Below are 26,605 nucleotides of genomic sequence, written 5' to 3'. Positions count from 1 at the left end.
CCCGCACCGATGAGCACCTCTGTCCCGCCCGCGCTGGCCGTGCACGATCTCGGCCTGCAGATCGGCGGAGCCACCATCCTCGAAGGCGTCGACCTCGCGGTCGCACCCGGCTCCATGGTCGGTGTGATCGGGCCCAACGGCGCCGGGAAGACGACGCTGTTCAACGTGATCTCCGGTGTGCTGCGGCCCACCGCCGGCCGCGTCGAGCTGGGTGGCGCCGACATCACGGGCCTTTCCATCCCGCGTCGGACGCGGGCGGGACTGGGGCGCACCTTCCAGACATCCCACCTCTTCCCGAAGCTGACCGTGCTCGAGAACGTCCGCCTGGCCGCTCAGGCCGCCCGCGGCGGCAGCTACTCGCTGATCCGGTTCCCGCGCCGCAGCGATGCGGACACCCAGCTGGCGGTCGAGAAGCTCACCGAGGTCGGGCTCGGCCACCGTCTCGACGCGCCGGCGGGCGACATCTCGCACGGCGACAAGCGCAAGCTCGAGATCGCGGTGCTGCTGGCCACCGACGCGGAGGTCCTGCTCCTGGACGAGCCGATGGCCGGCGTCGCCTCGGGCGATGTGCCGGGGCTCGTCGAGATCATCCGGCGCATGCACCGCGAGAAGGGTCGCACGGTGCTGATGGTCGAGCACCACATGGAGGTGCTCCTGGGCCTGGTGGAGAAGGTCGCGGTCATGCACTTCGGAAAGATCATCGCGTTCGACACGCCGGCCGTCGTCATGGCGGACCCGGTCGTGCAGAGCGCCTACCTGGGGACCGCCGCATGACCGACAGTCCGATCCTGACCGTCGAGGGTCTGCGCTGCGTGATCGCGGGCCAGCAGGTCGTCGAAGACGTGACGTTCTCGGTGCCCGCGACCGGCATCACGGCCGTGCTCGGCCGCAACGGCGTCGGCAAGACCTCGACGCTGCGCGGCATCCTCGGCCTCATCAGCCGCAGGGGCGCCGTGACGCTGGCCGGAGAGCGCATCGACTCCCTGCCCACCCACAAGGTCGTCCAGCGCGGCGTCGGATACGTGCCGGAAGACCGCGAGGTCTTCGCCCGGCTCACCGTCGCCGAGAACCTCGCCCTCGCCGAACGGCAGCGGCATCCCCGCCGCGAGCTGGTCGCCGAGCTGTTCCCCGACCTCGTCGCCCGTCGCGACCAGATGGCCGGCACGCTGTCGGGCGGCCAGCAGCAGATGGTCTCGGTGGCCCGCGCGCTGCTCAACGACAACAAGGTGCTGCTGGTCGACGAGCCCACCAAGGGCCTCGCGCCCAAGATCGTCGCCGAGGTCGCCGACGCGCTCGCCGAGGCGGCCAAGACCGTGCCGATCCTGCTCGTCGAGCAGAACCTCGACGTGGTGCGCCGGCTTGCCGGCGACGCGGTCGTCATCGCCGGCGGGCGGGTCGTCCACACCGGCCGTGCTCTCGACATCCTCGGCGACGAGGAGCTGACCCAGCGCCTTCTCGGCGTGCACGTCGACGACGCGGATGCCGCTCCCGCGGCCGACATCGAAGGGACCCGCGCATGAGCGGCATCGTCCTGGTCCTGGTGACCGGCGTGGGCCTGGGCGCCCTCTACTTCCTGGTGGCCTCCGGCCTGAGCCTGATCTACGGCCTCATGCACGTGCTGAATTTCGCGCACGGTGTGTTCCTGACCCTGTCCGCCTTCGTCGGCTGGGAGCTGGCGCAGCGCCTGGACGTCGCATCCTGGGGCGGCTTCGCTCTCTCGGTCCTCGTGGGAGGCGCCGTGGGCGCCCTGTTCGCCACGGTCACCGAACTCGTGCTCATCCGGCCGCTGTACGAGCGGCACATCGAGCAGGTGCTGGTCACCGTCGGGCTCGCGCTGGCCGCCGTCGCCCTGTTCGAGGGGATCTGGGGCACCGACGCCATCACGGTCGCCGGTCCTCCGTGGCTGAAGGGCACGACGCAGGTGCTGGGCGCCAACATCCCGAACATCTACTGGCTGCTGATGCTGTGCGCGGCCGTGGTGCTGGCGGCGATCGTGCTGTTCCTGCGCCGGACGCGATACGGGATGATCATCCGCGCCGGAGTGGAGAACCGCGCGATGGTGACCGCGCTCGGCATCGACGTGCGCCGGTCCTTCACGCTCGTGTTCGCGATCGGCGGCGCGGCGGCCGGCATCGGCGGTGTGCTGGCCATGCACTGGTACACCTTCGTCTCGGCGCACATGGGCAGCACCCTGCTCATCTTCGCCTTCATCGTCACGATCATCGGCGGCCTGGGGTCGCTGACCGGCGCCGCCATCGCCTCGGTGCTGGTGGCGGTGCTGCAGCAGTTCGCCAACACCTATCTGGGCGGCACGGGCGACCTCATCGTCGTCGTGCTGCTGGCGGTCGTGCTGCTGGTGCGCCCGCGTGGCCTCATGGGGAGGACGCTATGACCCGCGCCGCCGCGCGCCCCACCTGGCGCGCCTTCGTGCCCGCCGCGATCGGGGTCGCCCTCGTCGTCATCATGGCGATCCTGCCGCTGCTGAACATCACGCTGCCCGGGATCCTCCCCGGTCCGACCTACACGCCGGGCAGCCTCGCCCTGCTGAGCCTGTGCATGGTGTTCGCCGCGCTCGCGCTCTCGTACAACATGCTCCTGGGCTCGGGCGGGATGCTCTCGTTCGGGCACGCGCTCTACTTCGGGGCCGGCGCCTACGGACTCGGCATCATCCTCGAGTACTCGGGCGTGCCGCTGTGGCCGGGCGTGTTCATCGCCCTCATCGGGGGCCTGGTGATCGCGATGGTGACCGGGGCCGTGTCGATGCGGGTCTCCGGCATCCCGTTCGCCATGGTGACCCTCGCGTTCGCGCAGGCCGGCTCGCTCCTGGTGACCCGCAACGCGCAGATCACCGGCGGCGAAGAGGGCCTGAGCCTGAACACCGAGAACGTGCCCGACTTCCTCGTCGGCGTGGTCAACACCCGCAACCTGTACTGGCTGTGCCTGGCGGTGCTGGTCGTCGTCTACCTCGTCGCCCTGTGGGTGGATCGCTCGTCGCTCGGCCATGTCGCGCACGCCGCGGCGGAGAACGACCTGCGCGTGCGCGTGCTCGGGCTGCGCCCGTACGTGGCCAAGCTCATCCTCTTCGTCATCGCGGGCGCGATGGCGTGCCTGGCGGGCATCTCGTACTTCCTGCTGCAGTCGGGCACGGTGCCGCGGGCGGTCTCGGCCGACCTCACGATCACGGTGCTGGTCATGGTCGTGCTCGGTGGCGTCGGATTCCGCTGGGGTGCCATCGTGGGAGGCATGCTCTACACGCTGCTGGACCAGCGGCTCACGGTGCTCGCGGGCTCCGAGGCGATCGCGTCGCTGCCCGACGTGCTGCGGGTGCCGCTGTCCGAGCCGCTGTTCCTGCTGGGCGCCCTGTTCATCCTGGTCGTCATGTTCCTTCCCGGCGGGATCGCCGGCACCGTCGACGGCTGGCTGCGCCGTCGCCGGGGCCGCAGCGCCCGCGCCGCGCTGAGCGAGCTGGGAGACGCCGACGACGCGATGACGGCGGAGGCCGCGCGCGAGGAGGTGGGGGCCTGATGGTGGATGCCGGCGGCGAGCCGCTCTGGGAGCTGCCCGGCGAGCCGGTGGCGGACGGCCCGCACACGGTCGGCCGCTGGCTCGCCGACCGCGCCGCGACCTCCCCGGGGCGCATCGCGATCGACGACCGGGGCGTGGTGATCACCTACCGCGACCTCGAGGCGCGGGCGCTCGAGCTGTCGCTGGGGCTGCGTCGCGCGGGCTACGGCCCGGGCGACCGCATCGCCACCGTCTCGGGCAACTCCATCGACCACGTCGTCGCCTTCTTCGCCTGCGCCAAGGCGGGGGTCGCGTTCGCACCGCTGTCGTGGCGTCTCACCGCCCGCGAGCTGTCCGAGGCGCTCGTGCGTGCCGATGCCGCGCTGCTGCTCGTGGAAGACGAGTACGCGGGCCTGGCCGGAGACGCCCGGCGACGCACGCCCGGTGCTCCGCCCGTCGCCGAGCTGGGCACGACCGGGATCGAGGCGGCCGTGCCTGCGCGCGCGGGCCGCCCCGCGCCGCGGCGCGGCGTCCGCGACGACGATCCGCTGCTGGTGATCTTCACCTCGGGCAGCGAGGCCGCCCCCAAGGGCGTGGTCCTGACCCATGCCAACTGCTTCTGGAACAACCTCGCCCTCGCCGGGGCCCTGCAGCTGACCCCCGACGACGTGGTTCTCGCGATGCTCCCGCAGTTCCACGTCGCGGCGTGGAACGTGCAGCCGCTGCTGGCCTGGTGGGTCGGGGCGACGGTCGTCCTGGAGCGATCGTTCCAGCCCACGCGTGTGCTGCAGCTGCTGCAGGAGCGTCGGGTCACGGCCATGATGGGCGTGCCCACGCAGTACCGCCTGCTCGCCGACGACCCGCGCTTCGCCACCGCGGACCTGTCCCGGCTGCGCATCGCACTCGTCGGCGGCGCCACCATGCCGCCCGCCCTGTTCGAGGAGTGGTCGGCGCGCGGCGTGCCGCTGACTCAGGGCTACGGCCTCACCGAGGCGGCGCCGAACGTGCTCGTGCTCCCGCCGGACGAGGCGGCCGATCACCCCGGGGCGGTCGGGCGACCGTATCCGCACGTCGACGTCTGCCTCGTCGACCCCGAGAGCGGCCTGGCGCTCGAGGGGGCGGCCACCGGCGAGCTGTGGATCCGCGGACCGAGCGTGTTCGCGGGGTACCTCGGCGACCCCGACGCGACCGCGCGCGCCACGTCGGGGGAGTGGCTGCGCTCGGGCGACCTCGCCGCCCGCGACGACGGCGGCGTGTACCGGATCGTCGACCGGCTCAAGGACATCTACATCTCGGGGGGCGAGAACGTCGCACCCGCCGAGGTCGAGGCCGCGCTGTGCCTGCACCCGCTCGTGCGCGAGGCGGCCGTCGTGGCGGTGCCCGACCGGGTGTGGGGTGAACGCGGCGTGGCCTTCGCTGCTCCGGTCGAAGGCGCGGTGCTCTCCGAGGACGAGGTGCTCGCACACGCCCGCACGGTGCTCGCCGCGTTCAAGGTGCCGGTGCGCGTGGAGATCGTCGATGCGCTTCCCCGTTCCACCATCGAGAAGCTCGCGCGCCCACGGCTGCGCGAACGGGCGCTGGCGCTCGTGAAGGGAGAGTCGGCATGACCACGGAGGATTCGCTCGCACTCGAGGAGGGGCCCTCGATCTCGCCGCAGACGGGCCGTCCGCTCACCAAGCGCGGCGAGGCGACCCGCCGCAAGCTCCTCGAGGCGGCAGAGCTCGTCTTCGCCGATCAGGGCTACCACGAGGCATCCATCGTCAAGATCACCGAGCGCGCCGGCATTGGCCTGGGCACCTTCTATCTGTACTTCGACAGCAAGCAGGCGATCTTCGAAGCGCTCGTGGTCGACCTGAACCGCCGGGTGCGGCACGCCATGGCCGAGGAGATGGCCGGGGCCGGCAACCGGCTCGAGGCCGAGCGCCGAGGCTTCGAGGGCTTCTTCCGCTTCACCGCGGAGCACCCGGCCCTCTACCGCGTCGTGCGCGAAGCGGAGTTCGTCTCGCCCGAGATGCTGCGCCTGCACTACACCCGCATCGTGGAGGGCTACGAGGCGGGGCTGCGGGCGGCCCAGACCGCCGGCGACGTCGACCCGGCGCTGGATCCCGCCGTCAGCGCCTGGGCGCTCATGGGCATGGGTGAGCTCATCGGCATGCGGTTCCTGCTGTGGGAGCGGGATGCCGCGGGCGCGCCGCCGACGCGGCTGCCCGCGGAGATCTTCGAAGCGATGATGCGCTTCATCGACAACGCGCTGGCCGTGCGGCCGGAGAGGGATGCATGATGGCCGATCAGGATCTGAGCGGGAAGCGTGCGCTGGTCACCGGCGGGGGCAGCGGGATCGGGCTCGCGTGCGTGCGCGAGTTCGCCGGCCGGGGCGCCCACGTGATCGTCGCCGACATCTCGCGCGAGGCCGCCGAGACCGTCGCCGCGGAGGTGGGCGGACGGGCGTGGGTCGTCGACCTGTCCGACACCGCCGCGCAGGAGGAGCTGACCCTCGACGTCGACATCCTCGTGAACAACGCGGGCATCCAGCGGGTGTCGCCGATCCCGGAGTTCGACCCGGAGGTGTTCCGGTTCATGCAGCGGCTGATGGTGGAGTCGCCCTTCCTGCTCACCCGTGCCGCGCTTCCGGCGATGTACGAGAAGGGCTGGGGACGGGTCATCAACATCTCGAGCGCCCACGGGCTGCGCGCCAGCGCGTACAAGGTCGCGTATGTGACGGCCAAGCACGCCATGGAGGGACTGTCGAAGGTCACCGCTCTGGAGGGCGGCCCCCACGGGGTCACGAGCAACTGCATCAACCCGGCCTACGTGCGCACGCCGCTGGTGGAGAAGCAGATCGCCGACCAGGCCGCGGTGCACGGCATCCCGGAGAGCGAGGTGGTCGAGAAGGTCATGCTCACCGAGAGCGCGATCAAGCGCCTCGTCGAGGCAGACGAGGTCGCCTCGCTCGCCGGCTGGCTCGCCTCGGACGCGGCCGGGATGGTCACCGGCGCGTCGTACACGATCGACGGCGGGTGGACGGCGCGGTGACACTGACATCCCGGCGGCACACCGTCGCCGTCCCCGTCGCCGGCGGCGATCTCGAGGTCGGCGTATGGGAGCCCGCGGTCCGCCCGGAGGCGACGCCCACGGTGCTGCTGGTGCACGGGGTCACCTCGTCGCACCTGGCGTGGCAGCAGGTGGCCGCAGCGCTTCCCGAGGTGCGGCTCATCGCCCCCGATCTGCGCGGCCGCGGGCGCAGCCGCGACCTGGCGGGCCCGGCAGGCCTCTCCGCGCATGCGGCGGATCTCGCCGCCGTGCTCGACCGGTTCGGCGTGGATCGCGTGCTCGTGGCGGGTCACTCCATGGGCGCGTTCGTGGCCGTGGCGTTCGCACGCCTGCACCCAGAGCGCGCGGGCCGACTCGTGCTCGTCGACGGCGGACTGCCGCTGGACGTGCCCGCCGGGCTCGACCCCGACACGATGGTGGCGCACATTCTCGGACCCACCGCCGCACGGCTGTCGATGCGCTTCGCCGACGCCGCCGAGTACCTCGACTTCTGGCGGTCGCATCCCGCGTTCGCGCACGACTGGAGCAGCGAGCTCGAGGCGTATCTGACCTACGACCTGGTCCCGGGTGCGGACGGCTCGCTCCAGCCGGCGACCACCTATCAGTCGGTCATCGACGACACGATCGACATGAACACGACGACGGCGGTGACCGACGCGCTGGACGCGCTGGCCGTGCCCACTCGGCTCCTCACGGTGCCGCGCGGCCTGCAGGACGAGGAGCCCGGCCTGTACAGCGCTGAGCGCCTTCGCGCGCTGCTGGCGCGGCATCCCGGCATCGTTCACGAGCGGGTGGACGGGTTCAACCACTACACGATCGTGATGTCGGATGCCGGGGCGCGCCGCGTCGCCGACGTGATCGAGCAGGAGCTGGCCGCATCCGCCTAGCGGGCCGCGGCGATGCGCGTGGTCAGCTGGTGCGCGTGGGCGAGAAGGATGCGGCCGAGCTCAGCCTGGCGCTCGGGCCCGAAGCGGAATTCCACACCCGTGAGGCTGAGGGCCCACTGCGGCTGGCCCTCGCGGTCGAACACCGCGGCGCCCATCCCGTAGCTGCCGGACACGATCAGCCCCGGGTTGACCGAGTATCCGCGCGCCTTCGTCTCCGCCAGGCGCAGCCGCAGCCGGCGCTCGCCGTGCGCGGCGCCCCAGCGCTCGGGGAGCTCGGGATGCCGCTCCAGATATGCGTCCATATCGTGGGGCTGCAGGAACGCCAGGATCGCGAGACCCGCCGACGCGACGCCGAGCGGGAAGCGCACGCCTTCGGCGAGCACGAACGAGCGGATCGGGAACGATCCCTCCTCACGCAGCAGGCAGACGGTCTCATCGCCGCGGCGCACCGAGAAGAAGGCGCTCTCCTCGGTGCGCACGGCCAGCGAGCGCACGATGTCCCGTGCCTGCGCCGTGACGTCGTACCGGGCCGCGGCCACACTGCCCATGAGGAAGAGTTCGGGCCCCGGCATCCATCGCCCGGTGCCCTCGTCCTGATCGACCAGGCCCTCGCTGCGCAGGGCGCTGAGCAGCCGGTGCGCGGTCGGACGCGTGAGCCCGGCGCGGCGCGAGAGCTCGGCCACCGTCGCCCCGGCCTCGCCGGCGGCCGTCACCAGCCGCAGCAGCCGCGCCGCGCGGGCGACCGCCTGCGTGCCCGGCACCGTGCCTGTTGCACGAGTGTCCACGATATGGACGCTACGCGCTCGTCGCTCCACATCGCAAGCGCCGGCGTGCGCAGGCCGGCGCGAAGGAGCACCATGGAACTGCGCACAACGTCCCACACGAAGGAGTGGAAGTGATCGACAAGACGTACGGTTCTGCGGCGGAGGCGGTGGCCGACATCCCCGACGGAGCGAGTCTCGCCGTCGGCGGGTTCGGACTGTCGGGCAACCCGATGAAGCTCATCGAGGCGCTGCACGCGCAGGGGACGGGCGATCTGTCGATCGTGTCGAACAACTGCGGGGTCGACGACTGGGGGCTCGGGATCCTCCTCAACGACCGGCGCATCCGGAAGATGACGTCGTCGTACGTGGGCGAGAACAAGGAGTTCGAACGGCAGTTCCTCTCCGGCGAGCTCGAGCTCGAGCTGACGCCGCAGGGGACCCTCGCCGAGAAGCTGCGCGCGGGCGGTTCGGGCATCGCCGCGTTCTTCACGCAGACCGGCGTGGGCACACAGGTCGCCGAGGGCGGGCTGCCGCGCCGGTACGACGGCAGCGGCGGCGTCGCCGTCGCGTCGCCCCCGAAGGACGTGCGCACGTTCGCGCCGGGCGGGACCGAGCGCGAGTACGTGCTGGAGGAGGCGATCGTCACCGACTACGCCCTCGTGCACGCGAAGCGCGCCGACCGGCACGGCAACCTCGTCTTCAACAAGGCGGCCCGCAACTTCAACCCGCTCGCGGCGATGGCAGGCCGCATCTGCATCGTGCAGGTCGAGGAGCTCGTCCAGCCGGGGGAGATCGACCCGGACGCCGTGCACCTGCCGGGCGTCTACGTGCACCGCATCGTGCATGTCGGCCCCGACATCGAGAAGCGCATCGAGCGCCGCACGGTCCAGGCCGCGGACGTGTCGACGAGCTCAGGAACCGGAGAGAAGTGATGGGACTGACCCGCAACGAGATGGCCGCGCGCGCGGCGAAGGAACTGGCCGACGGAGCCTACGTCAACCTCGGGATCGGGCTGCCGACCCTGGTGCCCAACTTCGTCCCCGAGGGCGTGACCGTCGTCCTGCAGTCGGAGAACGGCATCCTCGGCGTCGGGCCCTATCCGACCGAGGAGAACGTCGACCCGGATCTGATCAACGCCGGGAAGGAGACGGTCACGACACTGCCGGGCACCGCGTTCTTCGACTCCGCGACGAGCTTCGGGATGATCCGCGGCGGCAAGATCGACGCCGCGATCCTCGGTGCCATGCAGGTCTCCAAGGACGGCGACCTGGCGAACTGGATGATCCCCGGGAAGATGGTCAAGGGTCCCGGCGGGGCGATGGACCTCGTGCACGGCGCCGGCCGGCTCATCGTGCTCATGGAGCACGTCGCCAAGGACGGATCGGCCAAGATCGTGAACGAATGCTCGCTGCCGCTGACCGGCAGGGGCGTCGTCGACCGCATCATCACCGACCTCGCCGTCATCGACGTCACCGATCAGGGCCTCGTGCTGGTCGAACTCGCTCCGGGGGTGACCGTGGCCGAGGTCGTCGCCGCCACCGAGCCCGAACTGATCATCTCGGACGACCTGAAGGAGGTCGCATGAACACCGACGACATCGTCATCGTCGCCGCCGCCCGCACCCCGCAGGGACGGCTGAAGGGGCAGCTGGCCGCGCTGACCTCGGTCCAGCTGGGCAGCGCCGCGATCGCGGGCGCCCTCGAGAAGGGCGGCATCCCGGCCGACGCCGTCGACGCCGTGCTCGTCGGCCAGGTGCTGGCGGCCGGGGCGGGGCAGAACGCCGCCCGCCAGGCCGCGGTCGGCGCCGGCGTGCCCTGGAACGTCCACTCCGCCTCCGTGAACAAGGTGTGCCTGTCGGGGCTGACCGCCGTGATCGACGCCGCGCGCATGATCCGGGTCGGCGACGCCTCGGTCGTCGTGGCGGCGGGCATGGAATCGATGACGCGCGCGCCGCACCTGCTCATGGGCTCGCGCGACGGATGGGCGTACGGCTCGGTCGAAGTGCTCGACCACATGGCCTACGACGGCCTCACCGACGCCTACGACGCCGAGAGCATGGGGCTTTCCACCGAGCGCCTCAACGGCCGCTTCGAGGTGACCCGCGAGGACCAGGATGCCGTGGCGGCGCGGTCGCACCAGCGCGCCGCGGCAGCATGGGATGCGGGCGTCTTCGACGCCGAGATCGTGCCCGTCTCCATCCCGCAGCGGCGGGGGGAGCCGGTCGTCGTCAACCGCGACGAGGGCATCCGTCCCGAGACCACGGTCGACACGCTCGCCGCGCTGCGCCCGGCGTTCGCCGAGGGCGGGTCGATCACCGCAGGCAACTCCTCGCAGATCTCGGACGGGGCCTCGGCGGTGGTCGTGACCACGCGCGCGCACGCCGACGAGCAGGGCTGGCCGGTCCTGGCCGTCGTGGGCGCCTCGGGTCAGGTGGCGGGCCCGGACAACTCGCTGCACGCGCAGCCGGCTCAGGCGATCGCGAAGGCTCTCGACAAGCAGGGGCTGCAGGCATCCGATCTCGACGTGGTCGAGATCAACGAGGCGTTCGGCGCCGTCGTCGCCCGCTCGCAGCGCGAGCTCGGCCTCTCGGACGACGTCGTCAACCCGCACGGCGGCGGCATCGCGATCGGGCACCCGATCGGCGCGTCGGGGAACCGGCTCGTCGTGCACGCCGTGCACGAGCTGGTCCGTCGCGGCACCGGGACGGCGGCGGTCGCCCTCTGCGGCGGCGGCGGTCAGGGCGAGGCGCTGATCCTCACGCGCTGACCCGGGGGACCGGTACGGTCGGAGGGTGACGATCCATCCTGTGACCGAGGCGGACCGCGACCAGTGGCTGCCGCTGTGGCACGCCTACCTCGAGTTCTACGAGTCCGAGCTGGAAGACGGCGTCACCGACGCCGTCTTCCAGCGGCTCGTCGCGGGGGACGGCGTGCACGGTGCGCTGGCGCGCGACGACGAGGGCCGGGTCATCGGCCTCGTGCACTGGCTGTTCCACCCGTCGACCTGGAGCCTGGAGCCGTACTGCTACCTGGAGGACCTCTTCGTCGTGCCGGGCGTCCGCGGCGGCGGCACCGGTCGCGCGCTGATCGCCCACGTGGCCGAGGCTGCGACGGCCGCCGGGGCGAGCAAGCTGTACTGGCTGACGCAGTCGACCAACGACACCGCGCGCCGGCTGTACGACAAGGTCGCCGCCGACACGGGCTTCGTGCACTACGAGGTCACGCTGGCCTGAGCGGTGTCAGTGCCGGAGTCGCTTCTTGAGCAGCTTCGTCTCCCTGCCTGCAACGGGGGAGTCCTGCGGCACGAGGTGCCCGGTCGAGGCGCGTCGGGTGTCGACGATCGCGCCGACGGCGAGCAGGAGCGTGATCGCCCAGCTCACCCAGGCCAGTGCTGTGCGCCAGGTGAAGCGCTCGCCTTCCCGCAGAGCGCGAAGCAGCGTCAGGCCGCTCAAGACGGCGCTGATGATGCCTGTGCCGAAGAGGTACTTGCGCATCCTCACACGCTACCCGGTGCGCCGCCCGCAGGGGACCCCGCCCGGCCGGGGCGGCGGAGCGCGATAGCCTGAGAACGCGAAGACGATACCCCGCGAGGAGTGCAGCGTGTCTCGAGCCGACCTGGTCGTGGTGGCGAACCGACTTCCCGTGGACCGTGACGACGACGGGGGGTGGCGCACCTCCCCCGGAGGCCTTGTCACCGCCCTCGAGCCGGTCGTCCGGCGCACCCGCGGAGCATGGGTGGGCTGGCCCGGTCGCGCCGATCTGCAGATCGATCCGTTCACCGTGGACGGCATCGATCTCGTGCCGATCGCGCTCTCCGCCGACGAGGTCGCCAGCTACTACGAAGGCTTCTCGAACGACACGATCTGGCCCCTGTACCACGACGTCATCTCGGCGCCGCGGTACCGGCGGGTGTGGTGGGACGCCTACGTCCGCGTGAACCGGCGCTTCGCGGAGGCGGCCGCATCCTCGGCGGCGCCGGGCGCGACGGTGTGGGTGCACGATTACCAGCTGCAGCTGGTGCCGTCGCTGCTGCGCGAGGCGCGCCCCGACCTGACGATCGGCTACTTCCACCACATTCCGTTCCCGGCATACGGTCTGTACTCGCAGCTCCCGTGGCGACGCCAGGTCCTGGAGGGACTGCTCGGCGCCGACGTCATCGGCTTCCAGCGGGTCGCTGATGCCGGCAACTTCGCCGCGTGCGTGCGACGGCTGCTGCACTATGAGACGAAGGCGTCCGGCATCCGCGTGCCGACCGCGGACGGCGGGTCGCGCACGACACTGGCGCGCGCCTTCCCGATCTCGATCGACGCGGCCGCCTACATCGAGCTCGCCCAGCGCCCCGAGGTGCAGGCGCGGGCGCGCGAGATCCGCGAGAGCATGGGCAGTCCTCGCACGGTGCTGCTCGGCGTCGACCGGCTCGACTACACCAAGGGCATCCGGCACCGGCTGAAGGCCTACGGCGAGCTGCTGAGCGAAGGTCGGCTGCAGGTCGAGGACGTGACTCTCGTGCAGGTTGCAAGCCCCAGCCGGGAGCGGGTGGATGCCTACGTCCAGCTGCGCGACGAGATCGAGCAGACGGTCTCGCGCATCAACGGCGACTTCGACACGCTCGGGCACACCGCCATCCGCTACCTGCATCAGACGCACCCGCGCGAGGAGATGGTCGCGCTGTACCTCGCCGCCGACGTCATGCTCGTGACGGCCCTGCGCGACGGGATGAATCTCGTCGCGAAGGAGTACGTGGCCAGCCGCATCGACAACCGGGGCGTGCTGATCCTCAGCGAGTTCGCCGGAGCCGCCGACGAGCTCGGCATGGCGCTGCGGGTCAACCCGCACGACATCGACGCCCTCAAGCAGGCGCTCATGCGCGCGATCGAGATGCCCGGCGCCGAGCAGGGCAGACGCATGCGGGCGCTGCGCCGCCGGGTCGTCGACAACGACATCGATCTGTGGTCGCGGTCGTTCCTGGACGCGCTGGAGGCGGCGCGGCGGCACAAGGAGGACGCATGACGCTGTCCACCGCGGAGCAGATCGCCACCGAGCTGGACCGCATCGCCGGGGCCGACCGGCTGCTGGTCGCGTGCGACTTCGACGGGACCCTGGCGCCGCTGGCGGACGACCCGATGGCGGTCCGGATGCATCCCGCCGCCCGCGCGGCGGTCGACGAGCTGACGCGGCTGCCCGATGTGCAGGTGGCGCTCGTCTCCGGCCGCAGCCTCGTCGATCTCGAGATCATCGCCGAGCACCGCGAGGACTCTCCGCTGATGCTGGCCGGCTCGCACGGCGCCGAGTACTGGTACCCCGGCGAGGGCGCCATCGAGCCGCTCGACGCCGACGACGACACGGCGCTGCGCGACCGCCTGCGCGCGACGGCGACGGAGGCGACCGCGCAGCTGGACGGAGTGTGGATCGAGCCGAAGACCTTCGGGTTCGGCGTCCACACGCGACGGGCCACGCCCGCCGACGGCGCCGCGGCGAACGAGCTCGTCGACGCCATCGTCCGCGAGCACGCGGCGCACTGGCGACGTCGGACAGGGCATAACATCGTGGAGTACTCCTTCCGCCACGAGGGGAAGGACACCGCCGTCGCGAGCCTGCGCGAGACCGTGGGCGCCACCTGCGTCCTGTTCGCCGGCGACGACATCACCGACGAGGATGCGCTGCGCAGCCTCGGACCCGACGACCTCGGCGTCCGCGTCGGCGACCGGCGCACGGCCGCACAGCTGACGGTGCCCGACATCCCCGCCTTCGCCGCACTGCTGCGCGACCTCGCCCGAAGGCACGCCGCGCTGCGCGGCGCCCCCGCCGCCGAATCCCGCACCACCGCCCAGGAATAGACTTCGAGAATGCCCGAGACGCCTCGCCAGCCCGACACCGCCATCGACATCAAGCCCCGCAGCCGTGTCGTCACCGACGGCATCGAGGCCACGACCTCGCGGGGCATGCTCCGCGGCGTCGGGATGGGCGACGCCGACTGGGACAAGCCCCAGATCGGCATCGCGTCGAGCTGGAACGAGATCACGCCCTGCAACCTGAGCCTGGACCGCCTCGCCCAGGGAGCCAAGGAGGGCGTGCACGCCGGCGGCGGCTACCCGCTGCAGTTCGGCACGATCTCGGTCTCGGACGGCATCTCGATGGGCCACGAGGGCATGCACTTCTCGCTGGTGTCGCGGGAGGTCATCGCCGACTCGGTCGAGACGGTCGTCATGGCCGAACGCCTCGACGGCACCGTGCTGCTGGCCGGCTGCGACAAGTCGATCCCCGGGATGCTCATGGCTTCGGCGCGGCTCGACCTCGCCGGCGTCTTCCTCTACGCCGGGTCCATCGCCCCCGGCTGGGTCAAGCTCAGCGACGGCACCGAGAAGGAGATCACCATCATCGACTCCTTCGAGGGCGTCGGCGCGTGCCTGGCGGGTCGCATGAGCGAGGCCGACCTCAAGCGCATCGAGTGCTCCTTCGCGCCGGGCGAGGGCGCGTGCGGAGGCATGTACACGGCCAACACGATGGCCTCCGTCGCCGAGGCGCTGGGCCTGAGCCTTCCCGGCTCCGCCGCGCCGCCGTCGGCGGACCGCCGGCGCGACTACTTCGCCCGCCGTTCCGGCGAGGCCGTCGTGAACCTGCTGCGCCAGGGCATCACGACCCGCGACATCCTCACCCGGGAGGCGTTCGAGAATGCGATCGCGCTCGCCATGGCGCTCGGCGGCTCGACCAACGTCGTGCTGCATCTGCTCGCCATCGCGAACGAGGCCGAGGTCGAACTGGGCCTGGACGACTTCAACCGGATCGGCGACCGCGTGCCGCACATCGGCGACATGAAGCCGTTCGGAAAGTACGTCATGAACGACGTCGACCGCCACGGCGGGATCCCCGTGATCATGAAGGGGATGCTGGAGGCGGGACTGCTCCACGGCGACGCGCTGACGGTCACGGGCAAGACGCTCGCCGAGAACCTGGAAGAGCTGAACCCGGATCCGATCGACGGCGAGGTCATCCGCCGCATCGACGACCCGATCCACAAGACCGGCGGCATCACCGTGCTCATCGGGTCGATGGCGCCCGAGGGCGCCGTGGTCAAGTCGGCCGGCTTCGACGCCGACGTCTTCGAGGGCCCGGCCCGGGTCTTCGAGCGCGAGCGCGCCGCGATGGACGCGCTCGAGGCCGGCCAGATCGCCCCCGGCGACGTCGTCGTCATCCGCTACGAGGGCCCGAAGGGCGGCCCGGGGATGCGTGAGATGCTCGCCATCACCGCCGCCATCAAGGGCGCTGGGCTCGGGAAAGATGTACTACTGTTGACGGACGGTCGATTCTCCGGCGGCACAACCGGCCTGTGCATCGGCCACATTGCACCCGAGGCGGTGGACGCAGGTCCCATCGCGTTCGTGCGCGATGGTGATCTGATACGGGTCGATATCGCAGCTCGCACTCTCGATCTACTCGTCGATGAGGCAGAGCTGAGCTCCCGCCGCTCCGGCTGGCAGCCGCTTCCCCCGCGCTATACCCGTGGCGTCCTTGCCAAGTACTCCAAGCTCGTGCGCTCCGCCGCGGAGGGCGCGGTCACGGGGTAGTCCGGCATCCGCTTCATCCGTCATCGACACGAGGAACCCAACATGTCCGCCGAAACCGCTCAGGCCGTGCCCCGGCCACCTGGTCGCACTGCGTCCGCGCCCGTGCTCTCCGGAGCGCAGGCGGTCGTCCGCTCGCTCGAGCTGCTGGGCGTCACCGATGTCTTCGGGCTGCCCGGGGGAGCCATCCTCCCGGTGTACGACCCGCTGATGGACACCTCGGACATCCGCCACGTCCTGGTGCGGCACGAGCAGGGCGCCGGTCACGCCGCTGAAGGCTATGCCGCGGCATCCGGCCGCATCGGCGTCGCGATCGCGACCTCCGGGCCTGGCGCCACGAACCTCGTCACCGCCATCGCCGACGCCTACATGGACTCGGTGCCGATCGTGTGCATCACCGGGCAGGTGTTCTCGAACCTCATGGGAACGGACGCCTTCCAGGAGGCCGACATCGTCGGCATCACGATGCCGATCACGAAGCACTCGTTCCTCGTCAAGCGGGCCGAGGACATCCCCGTCGCGATCGCGTCCGCGTTCGAGATCGCCGGGACCGGCCGACCCGGCCCGGTGCTGGTGGACATCACCAAGGACGCGCAGCAGGCCGAGGTGCCGTTCGTCTGGCCGCCCAAGCTCGACCTGCCCGGCTACCGCCCGGTGACCAAGGCCCACGGCAAGCAGATCCAGGCGGCGGCGCAGCTTCTCGCGCACGCGAGCAAGCCGGTGCTGTACGTGGGCGGGGGCGTCATCCGCGCCCAGGCGTCGGCCGAGCTGCGCACCCTCGCCGAGACCACCGGCGCGCCGGTGGTGACCACTCTGATGGCGCGCGGCGCGTTCCCCGACTCGCACCAGCAGCACCTGGGCATGCCCGGCATGCACGGCACGGTCCCGGCGGTGCTGGCGCTGCAGGAGGCCGACGTCATCGTCTCCCTCGGCGCCCGCTTCGACGACCGCGTGACGGGCAAGGCGGCGCTGTTCGCCCCGCACGCGAAGATCGTGCACGTCGACATCGACCCCGCCGAGATCTCGAAGATCCGTGTCGCCGACGTGCCCATCGTGGGGGACCTGCGCGATGTGCTGGTCGACCTGGAGTCGGCGTTCCGCGCAGCGACCCAGGACGGCAGGCCCGACATCGCGGAGTGGTGGTCGTTCCTCGACGGCCTGCGCGACGAGTTCCCGCTCGGCTACACGCCGACCACCGACGGACTGCTGTCGCCGCAGTACGTGATCCAGCGGATCGGCGAGCTGACCGGGCCCGAGGCGATCTACGCCGCCGGTGTCGGCCAGCACCAGATGTGGGCGGCGCAGTTCATCGCCTACGAGCGGCCCAACTCGTGGCTCAACTCCGGGGGCGCGGGCACCATGGGCTATGCCGTGCCGGCGGCGATGGGTGCGAAGGTCGCCGAGCCGGACCGCGTGGTCTGGGCGATCGACGGCGACGGCTGCTTCCAGATGACCAACCAGGAGCTGGCGACCTGCGCCATCAACGGCATCCCCATCAAGGTCGCGATCATCAACAACTCCTCGCTGGGCATGGTGCGCCAGTGGCAGAACCTCTTCTACGACGGGCGCTACTCGCACACCGACCTCAACACGGGAGCGGGCACCGTCCGCATCCCCGACTTCGTCAAGCTCGCCGAGGCGTACGGCTGCCTGGCGATCCGCGTCGAGAAGGAGGAGGACGTGGATGCCGCGATCACGACCGCGCTGGAGACCGACGACCGTCCCGTCGTCATCGACTTCGTCGTGAGCGCCGACGCCATGGTGTGGCCGATGGTTCCGCAGGGCGTGAGCAACAGCTACATCCAGTACGCGCGCGACCACGCGCCGGCCTTCGAGCAGGAGGACTGACATGCCCAGTCACGTGCTGAGCCTCCTGGTGGAGAACAAGCCGGGCCTGCTGACCCGCGTCGCGGGGCTGTTCGCCCGGCGCGGCTTCAACATCGAATCGCTCGCCGTCGGCGTCACGGAGGTGCCGGGCCTGTCCCGCATCACCGTCGTCGTCGACGTCGAGGCGCTGCCGCTGGAGCAGGTCACCAAGCAGCTGAACAAGCTCGTCAACGTCATCAAGATCGTCGAGCTCGACCCTGCCGCCTCGGTGCAGCGCGACCACGTGCTGGTGAAGGTGCGGGCCGACAACAGCTCCCGCTCCAACATCATCGAGGTCGTCAACCTCTTCCGCGCCTCGATCGTCGACTACGCGCCGGATGCGCTCGTGATCGAGGTGACCGGCGACCGTGGGAAGGTGGATGCGTTCCTGCGCGCGGTCGAGCCGTTCGGCATCAAGGAGCTCGCGCAATCGGGCATGCTCGCCATCGGCCGCGGCGGCAAGAGCATCACCGAGCGCGTGCTGCGCAACTGACCCTCGACAACCTCGGGGACCGGACCCGGTCGCCCGCCATCTTCCAGACAAGGAGAATCACCCATGGCCGAGATCTTCTACGACGACGATGCCGACCTGAGCCTCATCCAGGGCAAGAAGGTCGCGATCGTCGGCTACGGCTCGCAGGGCCACGCCCACGCGCAGAACCTGCGTGACTCCGGCGTCGAGGTCGTCGTCGCGCTGCGCGACGGCTCGAAGTCGATCGCGAAGGCGACCGAAGAGGGCTTCGAGGTGAAGTCCGTGGCCGACGCCGCGCAGTGGGCCGACCTGATCATGATCCTCGCGCCCGACCAGCACCAGCGGAAGATCTACGCGGAGGACATCGCGCCGCACCTCACGCCCGGGAAGACCCTCGCGTTCGCGCACGGCTTCAACATCCGCTTCGGCTACATCCAGGCGCCGGAGGGCGTCGACGTCATCCTCGTCGCGCCCAAGGCTCCGGGGCACACGGTGCGCCGCGAGTTCGTGGCCGGCCGCGGCATCCCGGACATCATCGCGGTGGAGCAGGATGCCTCGGGTCAGGCGTGGGACGTCGCGAAGTCGTACGCCAAGGCCATCGGCGGCACGCGGGCAGGCGTCATCAAGACGACCTTCACCGAGGAGACCGAGACCGACCTGTTCGGCGAGCAGTCGGTGCTGTGCGGCGGTGTCTCGCAGCTGATCCAGTACGGCTTCGAGACGCTCGTCGAGGCGGGCTACCAGCCGCAGATCGCCTACTTCGAGGTCCTGCACGAGCTCAAGCTCATCGTCGACCTCATGTGGGAGGGCGGCATCGCCAAGCAGCGCTGGAGCGTGTCCGACACGGCCGAGTACGGCGACTACGTCTCGGGCCCGCGGGTGATCGACCCGCACGTCAAGGAGAATATGAAGGGCGTGCTGGCCGACATCCAGTCCGGCGCGTTCGCCCAGCGCTTCATCGACGACCAGGAAGGCGGCGGCAAGGAGTTCTACGCCCTGCGCGAGAAGGCGGCCCAGCACCAGATCGAGGAGGTCGGCAAGGAGCTGCGCGCCCTGTTCGCCTGGAAGCAGCAGGACGAGGACTACGTGGAGGGTTCCGCCGCGCGCTGACCCACGGCGCGCAAGCGGCCGGTTCCCAGAGCAGGCCAAGTGACCCAGAACAGGTGGGATGCCGAGCATCCACCCTGTTCTGGGTCACTTCACCTGCTTCCGGCACCTTCCGTCCCGTAGCCTTGTCGCGCGGCGCCATCCGCACCAGAGGACCTTCCCATGAACCCAGAGCAGGTCGACGGGAACGAACTCGTCGACAGCATCCAGTCGCTGCTCGACGACAATGACTTCCCCGGGATCGTCGACGCGGTCGCTCCCGCATCCGCTCCCGCATCCGCTGAGCAGCTGTCCTCCCTGCTGAAGCGGCTGCCGCTGAAGGCGCGGGCCATCGTCTATCGCCTGCTCCCCAAAGGCCCGGCCGTCGAGGTCTTCGAGCTGCTCTCCCCGCGCATGCAGAGCGATCTCATCCGTGGGCTGCAGGATGCCGAAGTCGCCGCGATCTTCGCCGATCTCGACCCGGACGACCGCGTCTGGCTGCTCGATGAGCTCCCCGCATCCCTCGCGCCGCGCCTGCTGTCCGGACTGTCGCAGAAGGAGCGGCAGCTCACCGCAGAGGTCCTCGGCTATCCGAAGGGATCCGTGGGCCGGCGCATGACCCCGGAGTATGTGTCGACGCGTTCCGACTCGACCGCGGGAGACGCCCTGGCCCGGGTCCGTGCACGCCTCGATGACGCGGAATCGGTGTACACCCTGCCTGTGCTCGACGATTCGCGTCGTGTGGTGGGCATTGCGACCCTGCGTGATCTGCTGCGAGCGGAGCTCGGCGATCGCGTCTCCGACATCATGCGGCACCCGGATGTCGCGACCGCCTACCAGACCGCCGAGGCGGCCGCGCGTAAGTGCGCGGGGCTCGGCCACCTCGCGCTTCCGATCGTCGACAGCGAATCCCGATTGGTCGGGGTGCTCACGATCGATGACGCTGCCAGGATCCTCGAGTTCGAGGACACGGAGGATGCTGCCCGCCAGGGCGGCGTCGAGCCGCTGCGTCGCCCGTACCTCGCCACGTCGATACGCGCGCTGGCGAGCTCCCGGATCGTCTGGCTCCTGGTCCTGGCCATAGGGGCGACGCTGACCGTCCAGGTCCTCTCGGTCTTCGAAGCGACGCTCGAGCAGCTGGCGGTGCTTGCGCTGTTCGTCCCGCTGCTGATCGGCATCGGCGGCAACACCGGCAACCAGGCGGCGACCACCATCACCCGAGCGCTCGCGCTCGGTGACCTGCGGCCCCGTGACACGTGGAAGGTCCTCGTGCGCGAGCTGGGTGTCGGTGTCACCCTCGGATCGCTGCTGGGAGCTCTCGGCGGCGCGATCACCGCATTGATCTACGGTCAGGCGATCGGTCTGGTCATCGGCCTGACGCTCGTCGCCGTCTGCTCGATGGCCGCAGCCATCGGCGGAATCATGCCGATGACCGCGCGCGCCCTCCGCGTCGATCCGGCGGTGTTCTCCAACCCCTTCATCAGCACCTTCGTCGACGCGGCCGGGCTGATCGTGTACTTCCTGATCGCCGGAACGGTTCTGGGTCTGTCCTTGTGACACAGCGAGGGGTGCGACGCTCCCGGCGGCTACGCTGAGTGCGTGGAACAGGAACGGGACGAAGCCCTCAGCTGGGCGGGCGACGACGACCCCACGCTCGCCGAGACCGCTGACGTGGATGCCGACACCTCAGCGGCCGGCGCAGAGCCCGTCGTGCTCCCGGAGGGGTTCACGGCGGTCGGTCCCGGCGCCGAGCGCGTCGGTCGCGCCGACCGCGAGGCGGCCGCCGTCGCACCGGGCGAGCCGCAGCCGATGGGCGGCGCCGCACTCATCGGCCTGGGAGTGCTTGGCGGGGTCTATCTGCTCTTCACCATCGGGTGGATCGTGGGCGGGCTGCGACTGGCAGGCGTCGCGCAGTTCCTCGTCAGCCCGGTGATCTACCAGTTCGCCCTGTGGCTCGCGGTGCTCGCGGCGCCGCTGTGGTTCGGCACCACGTACCTCCTCACCCGCGACGCGAAGACGTGGGTGCGCATCGTGTGGCTGGTCGCCGGCGCGGCGCTGCTGGTGCCGTGGCCGTTCGTCATGGTCGGGGCGGTGGGACAGTGAGCCAGGTGACACCGGATGCCGCGGCATCCCCGTCCGCTCCGCGTCGGATGCCGACCTGGGTCGTCGTCGCGATCGCGGCCCTGTTCGGCCTGTTCTACGCCTACGCGGTGTGGAATGCCGTGGCATTCCTGGTCACCCAGGCTGGGGGCCCGCTCGGGTTGAACGGGTACGGCTGGTTCGTGCTGATCCTGCCGGTGCTCTTCCCCCTCGTCGCCTTCGCCGTCGCCTTCCGGCTCGGCTGGCGCCGCCGGGCGTGGGAGTTCGCGCTCGTGATGCTCGCGGGGCTGGGCCTGGTCGCCGTGTTCTGGCTCGATGTCGTCGCCTACGCGGCAGCATACGGAGCGTCGCTGCTCGGCTGACGTCACGCGTTCGGCGTCCGGTGCCGCCCGCCGCTAGGCTGGACGGCGGCGCCCCGACGACGTGCGGCGCAGCATCCCGTTTCCGCAGTCGCGTCCGCGACGTACCGAAGGTCTGCATCCGTGTCCAAGCCCGTCGTCCTGATCGCAGAACAGCTCTCACCCGCCACGATCGACGCGCTCGGTCCGGACTTCGACATCCGCACCGTCGACGGCACCGACCGCCCGGCCCTGCTCGAGGCCCTCGGCGAAGCCAACGCGGTGCTGATCCGCTCGGCGACGAAGATCGACGCCGAGGCGCTCGCCGCAGCCCCCCACCTGAAGGTGGTCGCCCGCGCCGGCGTGGGTCTCGACAACGTCGACATCAAGGCCGCCACGGCCGCGGGCGTCATGGTGGTCAATGCGCCCACCTCGAACATCATCTCGGCGGCCGAGCTGACCATCGGCCACATCCTGAGCCTGGCCCGGCACATCCCGGCGGCGGACGCCTCCCTGGCGAAGGGGGAGTGGAAGCGCAGCGCGTACACCGGCATGGAGCTGTTCGAGAAGACGGTCGGGATCTTCGGCGTCGGCCGCATCGGCGGGCTCATCGCCGAGCGGCTCAAGGCGTTCGGAGTGCGGGTGGTCGGCTACGACCCCTACGTGACGCCGGCGCGGGCGCAGCAGCTGGGCGTCGAGCTGCTGGGCTTCGACGAGGTGCTCGCGCAGTCGGATTTCGTCTCGGTGCACATGCCGAAGACGCCTGAGACCACCGGCATGATCGGCGCCGCGCAGCTGCGGGCCATGAAGCCCACCGCCTACGTCGTCAACGTCGCCCGCGGCGGCCTCATCGACGAGGACGCACTGTACGAGGCGCTGACCACCGGCGAGATCGCCGGCGCCGCACTGGACGTGTTCACCACCGAGCCGCCCGCCGAGGGCGGGTCGGCGCAGCGCCTCCTGGGGCTGCCGAACGTCGTCGTCACCCCGCACCTGGGCGCCTCCACCGACGAGGCGCAGGAGAAGGCGGGCATCTCGGTCGCCCGCTCGGTCAAGCTGGCACTCGAAGGCGACCTCGTGCCCGATGCGGTCAACGTCGCCGGCGGCGTCATCGACCCGTTCGTGCGCCCCGGCATCGCCCTGGTCGAAAAGCTCGGTCAGTTCTTCACCGGGCTGGCGCAGGGGGCGCTCACGAGCCTGGACGTCGAGGTGCGCGGCGAGCTGGCCGCGTACGACGTGAGCGTCTACCGGCTGGCGGCGCTCAAGGGCATCTTCACCAACATCGTCAGCGAGAACGTCTCGTACGTGAACGCGCCCCTGTTCGCCGACCAGCGCGGCATCGAGACGCGGCTGATCGTCGAAGCCGAGAGCCCGCTGTACCGAAACCTCACGGTGCTGCGCGGCACGCTCTCGGACGGGACGGTGCTCACCGTCGCCGGCACTCTGGCAGGCACGCGCATGGTGCCCAAGGTCGTCGGCATCAACGGCTACGAGATCGAGGTGCCGTTCGAGCGCTACCACGTCGTCATGCGCTACGCCGACCGGCCCGGCATCGTGGGGATCTACGGGAAGTTCCTCGGCGACGCGGGGATCAACATCGTGGGGCTGCAGGTCGCGCATCCCGATGCGGGCGGCCGGGCGCTGTCGGTGCTCACCGTCGACTCGGCGGTGCCGGACGACATCCTCACTGCGATGCGGGATGCCGTCGGCGGCGATCTGTTCCGTCAGATCGAGATCACCGAGCCGTAGCGTCAGCGCACCGCCCGCTCCACCAGCGCGACCAGCGCGCTGAGGTCGTCGCCGGTGGGGACGGGTCCTGGCACGCCGGCCTCGAGCGCGTTGTTGAAGTAGAGCCCGTCGCTGACCAGCAGCACGAGATCGAGGGCGGCCCGGTCGCGCACATGGGGGCGGATCGCCTCCTCCCACAGCTCGCGGGTGCGCCGCAGCGCGGCGCCCGCCGGCGCCGACCCGCCCTGCGCCATGCGAGACGCCGCGATGATCGCGCGATCGAGCGGGTCGCCGTGCATGACGCTCGTGCGCAGCATGTAGGCGACGGCGCCCTCCGGGGCGGACCGCATCCGCTCGACGTCCTCCTCGACGAGCACGCGGAGCCGCTCGAGGAGTCCGGCCTCGAGCGCTTCCTTCGAGGCGAAGTGGTAGAGCAGCCCGCCCTTGGAGACGCCTGCTGCGCGGGCGATCGCGTCCATCGTCGCGGCGCGCTCGCCCTCGTCGATGAGGAGCTGCTCGAACGCGTCGAGCACGCGCTCACGGGCCAGGGGAGGACGGCTCACGCTTCGATCGTAGGGGGTGCGGGATGTCGGGGCATCCTGTTACTATACCGGCTGGACGGTACAGCACATGAGCACGCAGACGAGGATCCCAGAGCAGGTCGACGCCCCCGCACGGGCGGGATGGCGCGGCTGGGCGGGCCTTGCCGTGCTCATGCTGCCCGCGCTGCTGGTCTCGGTGGACAACACCGTGCTGAGCTTCGCCCTGCCGCAGATCGCGCTCGACCTGGGGCCGACCAGTGCCGAGCAGCTGTGGATCATCGACGCGTACCCGCTCGTGCTGGCGGCTCTGCTGGTGACGATGGGGATGCTGGGCGACCGGTTCGGCCGGCGGCGGATGCTGCTGGTCGGCGCGACCGGATTCGCCCTCGTGTCGGTGCTCGCCGCCTTCGCGCCCACCGCCGGAGTGCTCATCGGCGCCCGCGCGCTGCTCGGGGTCTTCGGGGCCATGCTCATGCCGTCGACCCTGTCGCTGCTGCGCACCGTGTTCCCCGACCGCGACCAGCGTCGGCTCGCCGTCGCAGTGTGGGCGACGGCATTCTCGGCGGGTGCCGCCCTCGGCCCGATCGTCGGCGGCTTCCTGCTCGAGCACTTCGCGTGGGGATCGGTGTTCCTCATGGCGGTGCCCGTGCTCATCCCGCTGCTCGTGCTGGCGCCGATCCTGCTGCCCGAGAGCCGCGACCCGAACCCGGGTCGCATCGACCCCATCAGCATCCTGCTGTCGCTGGCGACCATGGTGCCCATCGTCTACGGCATCAAGGAGCTGGCCGTCGCCGGGTTCACGCCTCTCGTGGGCGCGCTGTTCGCCGCCGGGCTCCTGCTGGGCCTGATCTTCGTGCGGCGCCAGCTGAGACTTCCCGTCCCCATGCTCGACATGCGGCTGTTCCGCCGCGGGACGTTCACCGGCGCGCTGCTGGTGAACCTGCTGAGCGTGGTCGCACTCGTGGGCTACATCTTCTTCGTCGCCCAGCACCTTCAGCTGGTCGTCGGCCTGACCCCGATGGAAGCGGGCTGGGCGCTGGTGCCGGGCCTTTCCGCCATGATCGTCGCCGGGCTGGTCGTCGTCCCGATCGCGCGCCGGGTCCCCGCTCGCATCCTCATCCCGGCGGCGCTCGTCTTCTCGGTCGCCGGGTACGTCGCCATCGCGTTCGGCGGCGAGAGCGTGGCCGCGGTGGTGGCCTCGTTCGTCGTGCTGGGCGTGGGCATCGGCATGGCCGAGACCGTGTCGAACGAGCTCATCCTGACGACCGCGCCGCCGGAGAAGGCGGGGGCTGCCAGCGCCGTCTCCGAGACGGCGTACGAGCTGGGCGCCGTGCTGGGCACGGCCATCCTCGGCGGCATCATCACCGCGCTGTATCGCGCGAACCTCGTGCTGCCCGACGGGCTGCCTCCCGCAGCCGCCGGCGCCGCCCGTGAGACGCTCGCGGGTGCGGTCAACGCCGCAGACGAGATCGGCGGCGACCTCGGTGCGCAGCTGGTGGCGGCGGCATCCCACGCGTTCGACTCCGGAGTCGTCGTGACGGCGCTCATCGGGGCGGGTCTGGTCGTGCTCGCGGGGGTCATCGCGGCCGCTAGCCTGGGAGAGTCCCGCCCGAAGTCCTAGGAGTGCATCGATGGAGCGAGCATCGTCGCGTGTCGTGAAGCTGGCCGTCATCCCCGGCGACGGCATCGGCCCCGAGGTCGTCGCCGAGGCCGAGAAGGTGCTCGACGCGGTCACCGACGGCTCCGGCATCCGGTTCGAGAAGACGCGATTCTCGCTCGGCGCCGCACGCTACCTCGCAACCGGCGACACCCTCACCGACGACGACCTCGATGCGATCCGGGCGCACGACGCGATCCTGCTCGGCGCGGTCGGGGGAGTGCCGGGCGACCCGAGGTTGAAGGACGCCAACATCGAGCGCGGCCTGCTGCTGAGACTGCGGTTCGAGCTCGACCACTACGTGAATCTCCGGCCCGCGAAGCTGTACCCGGGCGCACCCGGCCCTCTCGCCGACCCGGGCGAGGTCGACTTCGTCGTCGTGCGCGAGGGCACCGAGGGCCCCTATGTCGGCAACGGCGGGGCCATCCGCCGGGGCACGCCGCACGAGATCGCCAATGAGACGAGCGTCAACACGGCCTACGGCGTCGAGCGGGTCGTGCGGTACGCCTTCGGGCTGGCCGAACGCCGCGGCCGCAGGCTGACTCTCGTGCACAAGACCAACGTGCTCGTGCACGCGGGCGGGATGTGGCGGCGGATCGTCGACGAAGTGGCTCGGGAGCACCCCGACGTGGCCGTAGACTATCTGCACGTCGACGCGGCCACCATCTTCCTGGTCACCAACCCCGGCCGCTTCGATGTGATCGTCACCGACAACCTGTTCGGCGACATCCTCACAGACCTGGCCGGCGCCGTCACCGGTGGCATCGGACTCGCAGCCTCCGGCAACATCAACCCGGACGGCGCCTTCCCCTCGATGTTCGAGCCCGTGCACGGTTCGGCGCCCGACATCGCGGGACAGCAGAAGGCCGATCCCACGGCCGCGATCCTGTCCGTCGCGCTCCTGCTCGATCATCTCGGGCGGCGCGACGAGTCCGTCCGCGTCACCCGCGCGGTGGAGGCGGATGTCGCGGCCCGCGGCTCCGCCGCCCGCACCACCGCCGAGGTGGGCGACGCGATCGTCGCGCGCTTGCAGGCGTAACCTAGGGATA

The 26,605-nt window shown here is 70.9% G+C and carries 27 protein-coding genes; 24 read left to right on the top strand and 3 right to left on the bottom strand.

Annotated elements, in window-relative coordinates; genetic code table 11:
- Nucleotides 1-9 precede the first annotated feature (9 nt).
- From ACIWQI_RS00215 to ACIWQI_RS00180, 8 genes are read left to right on the top strand one after another with little or no spacing between them, the layout of a single operon-like run.
- Complete coding sequence (locus ACIWQI_RS00215; protein WP_396655040.1) at nt 10-774, top strand: ABC transporter ATP-binding protein; 765 nt, start codon at nt 10-12, stop codon at nt 772-774.
- On the top strand, nt 771-1,520 hold the full coding sequence (locus tag ACIWQI_RS00210; protein WP_396655039.1) for an ABC transporter ATP-binding protein: 750 nt from the start codon (nt 771-773) through the stop codon (nt 1,518-1,520). Before ACIWQI_RS00215 ends, ACIWQI_RS00210 begins: the two co-directional genes overlap by 4 nt.
- Entirely contained in the window at nt 1,517-2,392 is an 876-nt protein-coding gene (locus ACIWQI_RS00205; RefSeq protein ID WP_396655038.1) for a branched-chain amino acid ABC transporter permease, read from the top strand. The genes ACIWQI_RS00210 and ACIWQI_RS00205 overlap by 4 nt, the downstream gene beginning before the upstream one ends.
- Nucleotides 2,389-3,525 (top strand): branched-chain amino acid ABC transporter permease, encoded by a 1,137-nt coding sequence (locus tag ACIWQI_RS00200; protein ID WP_396655037.1) that lies wholly within the window; start codon nt 2,389-2,391, stop codon nt 3,523-3,525. The genes ACIWQI_RS00205 and ACIWQI_RS00200 overlap by 4 nt, the downstream gene beginning before the upstream one ends.
- On the top strand, nt 3,525-5,111 hold the full coding sequence (locus ACIWQI_RS00195; protein ID WP_396655036.1) for a class I adenylate-forming enzyme family protein: 1,587 nt from the start codon (nt 3,525-3,527) through the stop codon (nt 5,109-5,111). The genes ACIWQI_RS00200 and ACIWQI_RS00195 overlap by 1 nt, the downstream gene beginning before the upstream one ends.
- On the top strand, nt 5,108-5,785 hold the full coding sequence (locus tag ACIWQI_RS00190) for a TetR/AcrR family transcriptional regulator (RefSeq protein ID WP_396655035.1): 678 nt from the start codon (nt 5,108-5,110) through the stop codon (nt 5,783-5,785). Before ACIWQI_RS00195 ends, ACIWQI_RS00190 begins: the two co-directional genes overlap by 4 nt.
- Nucleotides 5,785-6,537 carry a 3-hydroxybutyrate dehydrogenase gene (locus ACIWQI_RS00185; RefSeq protein ID WP_396655034.1) on the top strand — a complete coding sequence of 251 codons (753 nt, stop codon included), beginning with the start codon at nt 5,785-5,787 and terminating at the stop codon, nt 6,535-6,537. Before ACIWQI_RS00190 ends, ACIWQI_RS00185 begins: the two co-directional genes overlap by 1 nt.
- A complete protein-coding gene (locus ACIWQI_RS00180; RefSeq protein ID WP_396655033.1) occupies nt 6,534-7,442 on the top strand; it encodes an alpha/beta fold hydrolase in 909 nt (302 codons plus the stop codon). Before ACIWQI_RS00185 ends, ACIWQI_RS00180 begins: the two co-directional genes overlap by 4 nt.
- On the opposite strand, the gene ACIWQI_RS00175 is transcribed toward ACIWQI_RS00180, so the two are convergent.
- Nucleotides 7,439-8,227 carry an IclR family transcriptional regulator gene (locus tag ACIWQI_RS00175; protein ID WP_396655032.1) on the bottom strand — a complete coding sequence of 263 codons (789 nt, stop codon included), beginning with the start codon at nt 8,225-8,227 and terminating at the stop codon, nt 7,439-7,441. The genes ACIWQI_RS00180 and ACIWQI_RS00175 overlap by 4 nt on opposite strands.
- 110 nt (nt 8,228-8,337) lie before the next feature.
- Here ACIWQI_RS00175 and ACIWQI_RS00170 point away from each other — a divergent pair, with 110 nt between their 5' ends.
- Genes ACIWQI_RS00170 through ACIWQI_RS00155 form a run of 4 tightly spaced genes read left to right on the top strand, consistent with a single transcriptional unit; the run spans nt 8,338 to nt 11,438 of the window.
- Nucleotides 8,338-9,138, top strand: a complete 801-nt coding sequence (locus ACIWQI_RS00170) for a CoA transferase subunit A (protein ID WP_396655031.1) — start codon at nt 8,338-8,340, stop codon at nt 9,136-9,138.
- Nucleotides 9,138-9,791 carry a CoA transferase subunit B gene (locus ACIWQI_RS00165; protein ID WP_396655030.1) on the top strand — a complete coding sequence of 218 codons (654 nt, stop codon included), beginning with the start codon at nt 9,138-9,140 and terminating at the stop codon, nt 9,789-9,791. Before ACIWQI_RS00170 ends, ACIWQI_RS00165 begins: the two co-directional genes overlap by 1 nt.
- Nucleotides 9,788-10,972 carry an acetyl-CoA C-acetyltransferase gene (locus tag ACIWQI_RS00160; RefSeq protein ID WP_396655029.1) on the top strand — a complete coding sequence of 395 codons (1,185 nt, stop codon included), beginning with the start codon at nt 9,788-9,790 and terminating at the stop codon, nt 10,970-10,972. Before ACIWQI_RS00165 ends, ACIWQI_RS00160 begins: the two co-directional genes overlap by 4 nt.
- A 25-nt stretch (nt 10,973-10,997) precedes the next feature.
- Nucleotides 10,998-11,438, top strand: coding sequence for a GNAT family N-acetyltransferase (locus tag ACIWQI_RS00155; RefSeq protein WP_396655028.1), 441 nt, complete (start codon nt 10,998-11,000; stop codon nt 11,436-11,438).
- A 6-nt stretch (nt 11,439-11,444) separates the two neighbouring features.
- Here ACIWQI_RS00155 and ACIWQI_RS00150 read toward each other — a convergent pair whose 3' ends face one another.
- The gene (locus ACIWQI_RS00150; protein ID WP_396655027.1) at nt 11,445-11,699 is read right to left on the bottom strand and encodes a hypothetical protein; all 255 of its coding nucleotides are present in this window, start codon (nt 11,697-11,699) and stop codon (nt 11,445-11,447) included.
- Between the two features lie 106 nt (nt 11,700-11,805).
- Here ACIWQI_RS00150 and ACIWQI_RS00145 point away from each other — a divergent pair, with 106 nt between their 5' ends.
- The 10 genes from ACIWQI_RS00145 to serA all read left to right on the top strand — a co-directional run bounded on the left by ACIWQI_RS00145 (nt 11,806) and on the right by serA (nt 23,378).
- A complete protein-coding gene (locus ACIWQI_RS00145) occupies nt 11,806-13,215 on the top strand; it encodes a trehalose-6-phosphate synthase (protein ID WP_396655026.1) in 1,410 nt (469 codons plus the stop codon).
- Entirely contained in the window at nt 13,212-14,042 is an 831-nt protein-coding gene (gene otsB, locus ACIWQI_RS00140) for a trehalose-phosphatase (RefSeq protein WP_396655025.1), read from the top strand. Before ACIWQI_RS00145 ends, otsB begins: the two co-directional genes overlap by 4 nt.
- 9 nt (nt 14,043-14,051) lie before the next feature.
- Complete coding sequence (ilvD, locus tag ACIWQI_RS00135) at nt 14,052-15,770, top strand: dihydroxy-acid dehydratase (RefSeq protein ID WP_396655024.1); 1,719 nt, start codon at nt 14,052-14,054, stop codon at nt 15,768-15,770.
- Nucleotides 15,771-15,812: 42 nt separating this feature from the next.
- Nucleotides 15,813-17,615: an acetolactate synthase large subunit gene (locus tag ACIWQI_RS00130; protein ID WP_396655023.1), complete on the top strand. Its 1,803-nt coding sequence runs from the start codon at nt 15,813-15,815 to the stop codon at nt 17,613-17,615.
- A gap of 1 nt (nt 17,616) precedes the next feature.
- Nucleotides 17,617-18,126 (top strand): acetolactate synthase small subunit, encoded by a 510-nt coding sequence (gene ilvN / locus ACIWQI_RS00125; protein ID WP_396655022.1) that lies wholly within the window; start codon nt 17,617-17,619, stop codon nt 18,124-18,126.
- 63 nt (nt 18,127-18,189) lie between these two features.
- Complete coding sequence (gene ilvC, locus ACIWQI_RS00120; protein ID WP_396655021.1) at nt 18,190-19,215, top strand: ketol-acid reductoisomerase; 1,026 nt, start codon at nt 18,190-18,192, stop codon at nt 19,213-19,215.
- Between the two features lie 159 nt (nt 19,216-19,374).
- Complete coding sequence (gene mgtE / locus ACIWQI_RS00115; RefSeq protein ID WP_396655020.1) at nt 19,375-20,748, top strand: magnesium transporter; 1,374 nt, start codon at nt 19,375-19,377, stop codon at nt 20,746-20,748.
- Between the two features lie 42 nt (nt 20,749-20,790).
- On the top strand, nt 20,791-21,294 hold the full coding sequence (locus ACIWQI_RS00110) for a DNA polymerase III subunit gamma/tau (protein WP_396655019.1): 504 nt from the start codon (nt 20,791-20,793) through the stop codon (nt 21,292-21,294).
- Complete coding sequence (locus tag ACIWQI_RS00105; RefSeq protein WP_396655018.1) at nt 21,291-21,653, top strand: bacitracin resistance protein; 363 nt, start codon at nt 21,291-21,293, stop codon at nt 21,651-21,653. Before ACIWQI_RS00110 ends, ACIWQI_RS00105 begins: the two co-directional genes overlap by 4 nt.
- A 120-nt stretch (nt 21,654-21,773) precedes the next feature.
- Nucleotides 21,774-23,378, top strand: coding sequence for a phosphoglycerate dehydrogenase (gene serA, locus ACIWQI_RS00100; RefSeq protein WP_396655017.1), 1,605 nt, complete (start codon nt 21,774-21,776; stop codon nt 23,376-23,378).
- A 2-nt stretch (nt 23,379-23,380) separates the two neighbouring features.
- Here serA and ACIWQI_RS00095 read toward each other — a convergent pair whose 3' ends face one another.
- A complete protein-coding gene (locus ACIWQI_RS00095; protein WP_396655016.1) occupies nt 23,381-23,920 on the bottom strand; it encodes a TetR/AcrR family transcriptional regulator in 540 nt (179 codons plus the stop codon).
- Between the two features lie 67 nt (nt 23,921-23,987).
- Between ACIWQI_RS00095 and ACIWQI_RS00090 the strand changes: the two genes are divergently transcribed.
- Nucleotides 23,988-25,520 carry an MFS transporter gene (locus ACIWQI_RS00090; protein WP_396655015.1) on the top strand — a complete coding sequence of 511 codons (1,533 nt, stop codon included), beginning with the start codon at nt 23,988-23,990 and terminating at the stop codon, nt 25,518-25,520.
- 10 nt (nt 25,521-25,530) lie between these two features.
- Nucleotides 25,531-26,595 carry a 3-isopropylmalate dehydrogenase gene (locus ACIWQI_RS00085; RefSeq protein ID WP_396655014.1) on the top strand — a complete coding sequence of 355 codons (1,065 nt, stop codon included), beginning with the start codon at nt 25,531-25,533 and terminating at the stop codon, nt 26,593-26,595.
- Nucleotides 26,596-26,605 lie beyond the last annotated feature (10 nt).

Source organism: Microbacterium sp. (assembly GCF_044508325.1).
Classification (GTDB): Bacteria; Actinomycetota; Actinomycetes; order Actinomycetales; family Microbacteriaceae; genus Microbacterium.
Note: the sequence above shows the minus strand (reverse complement) of the source record. Positions and strands in the feature narration are given on the sequence as shown.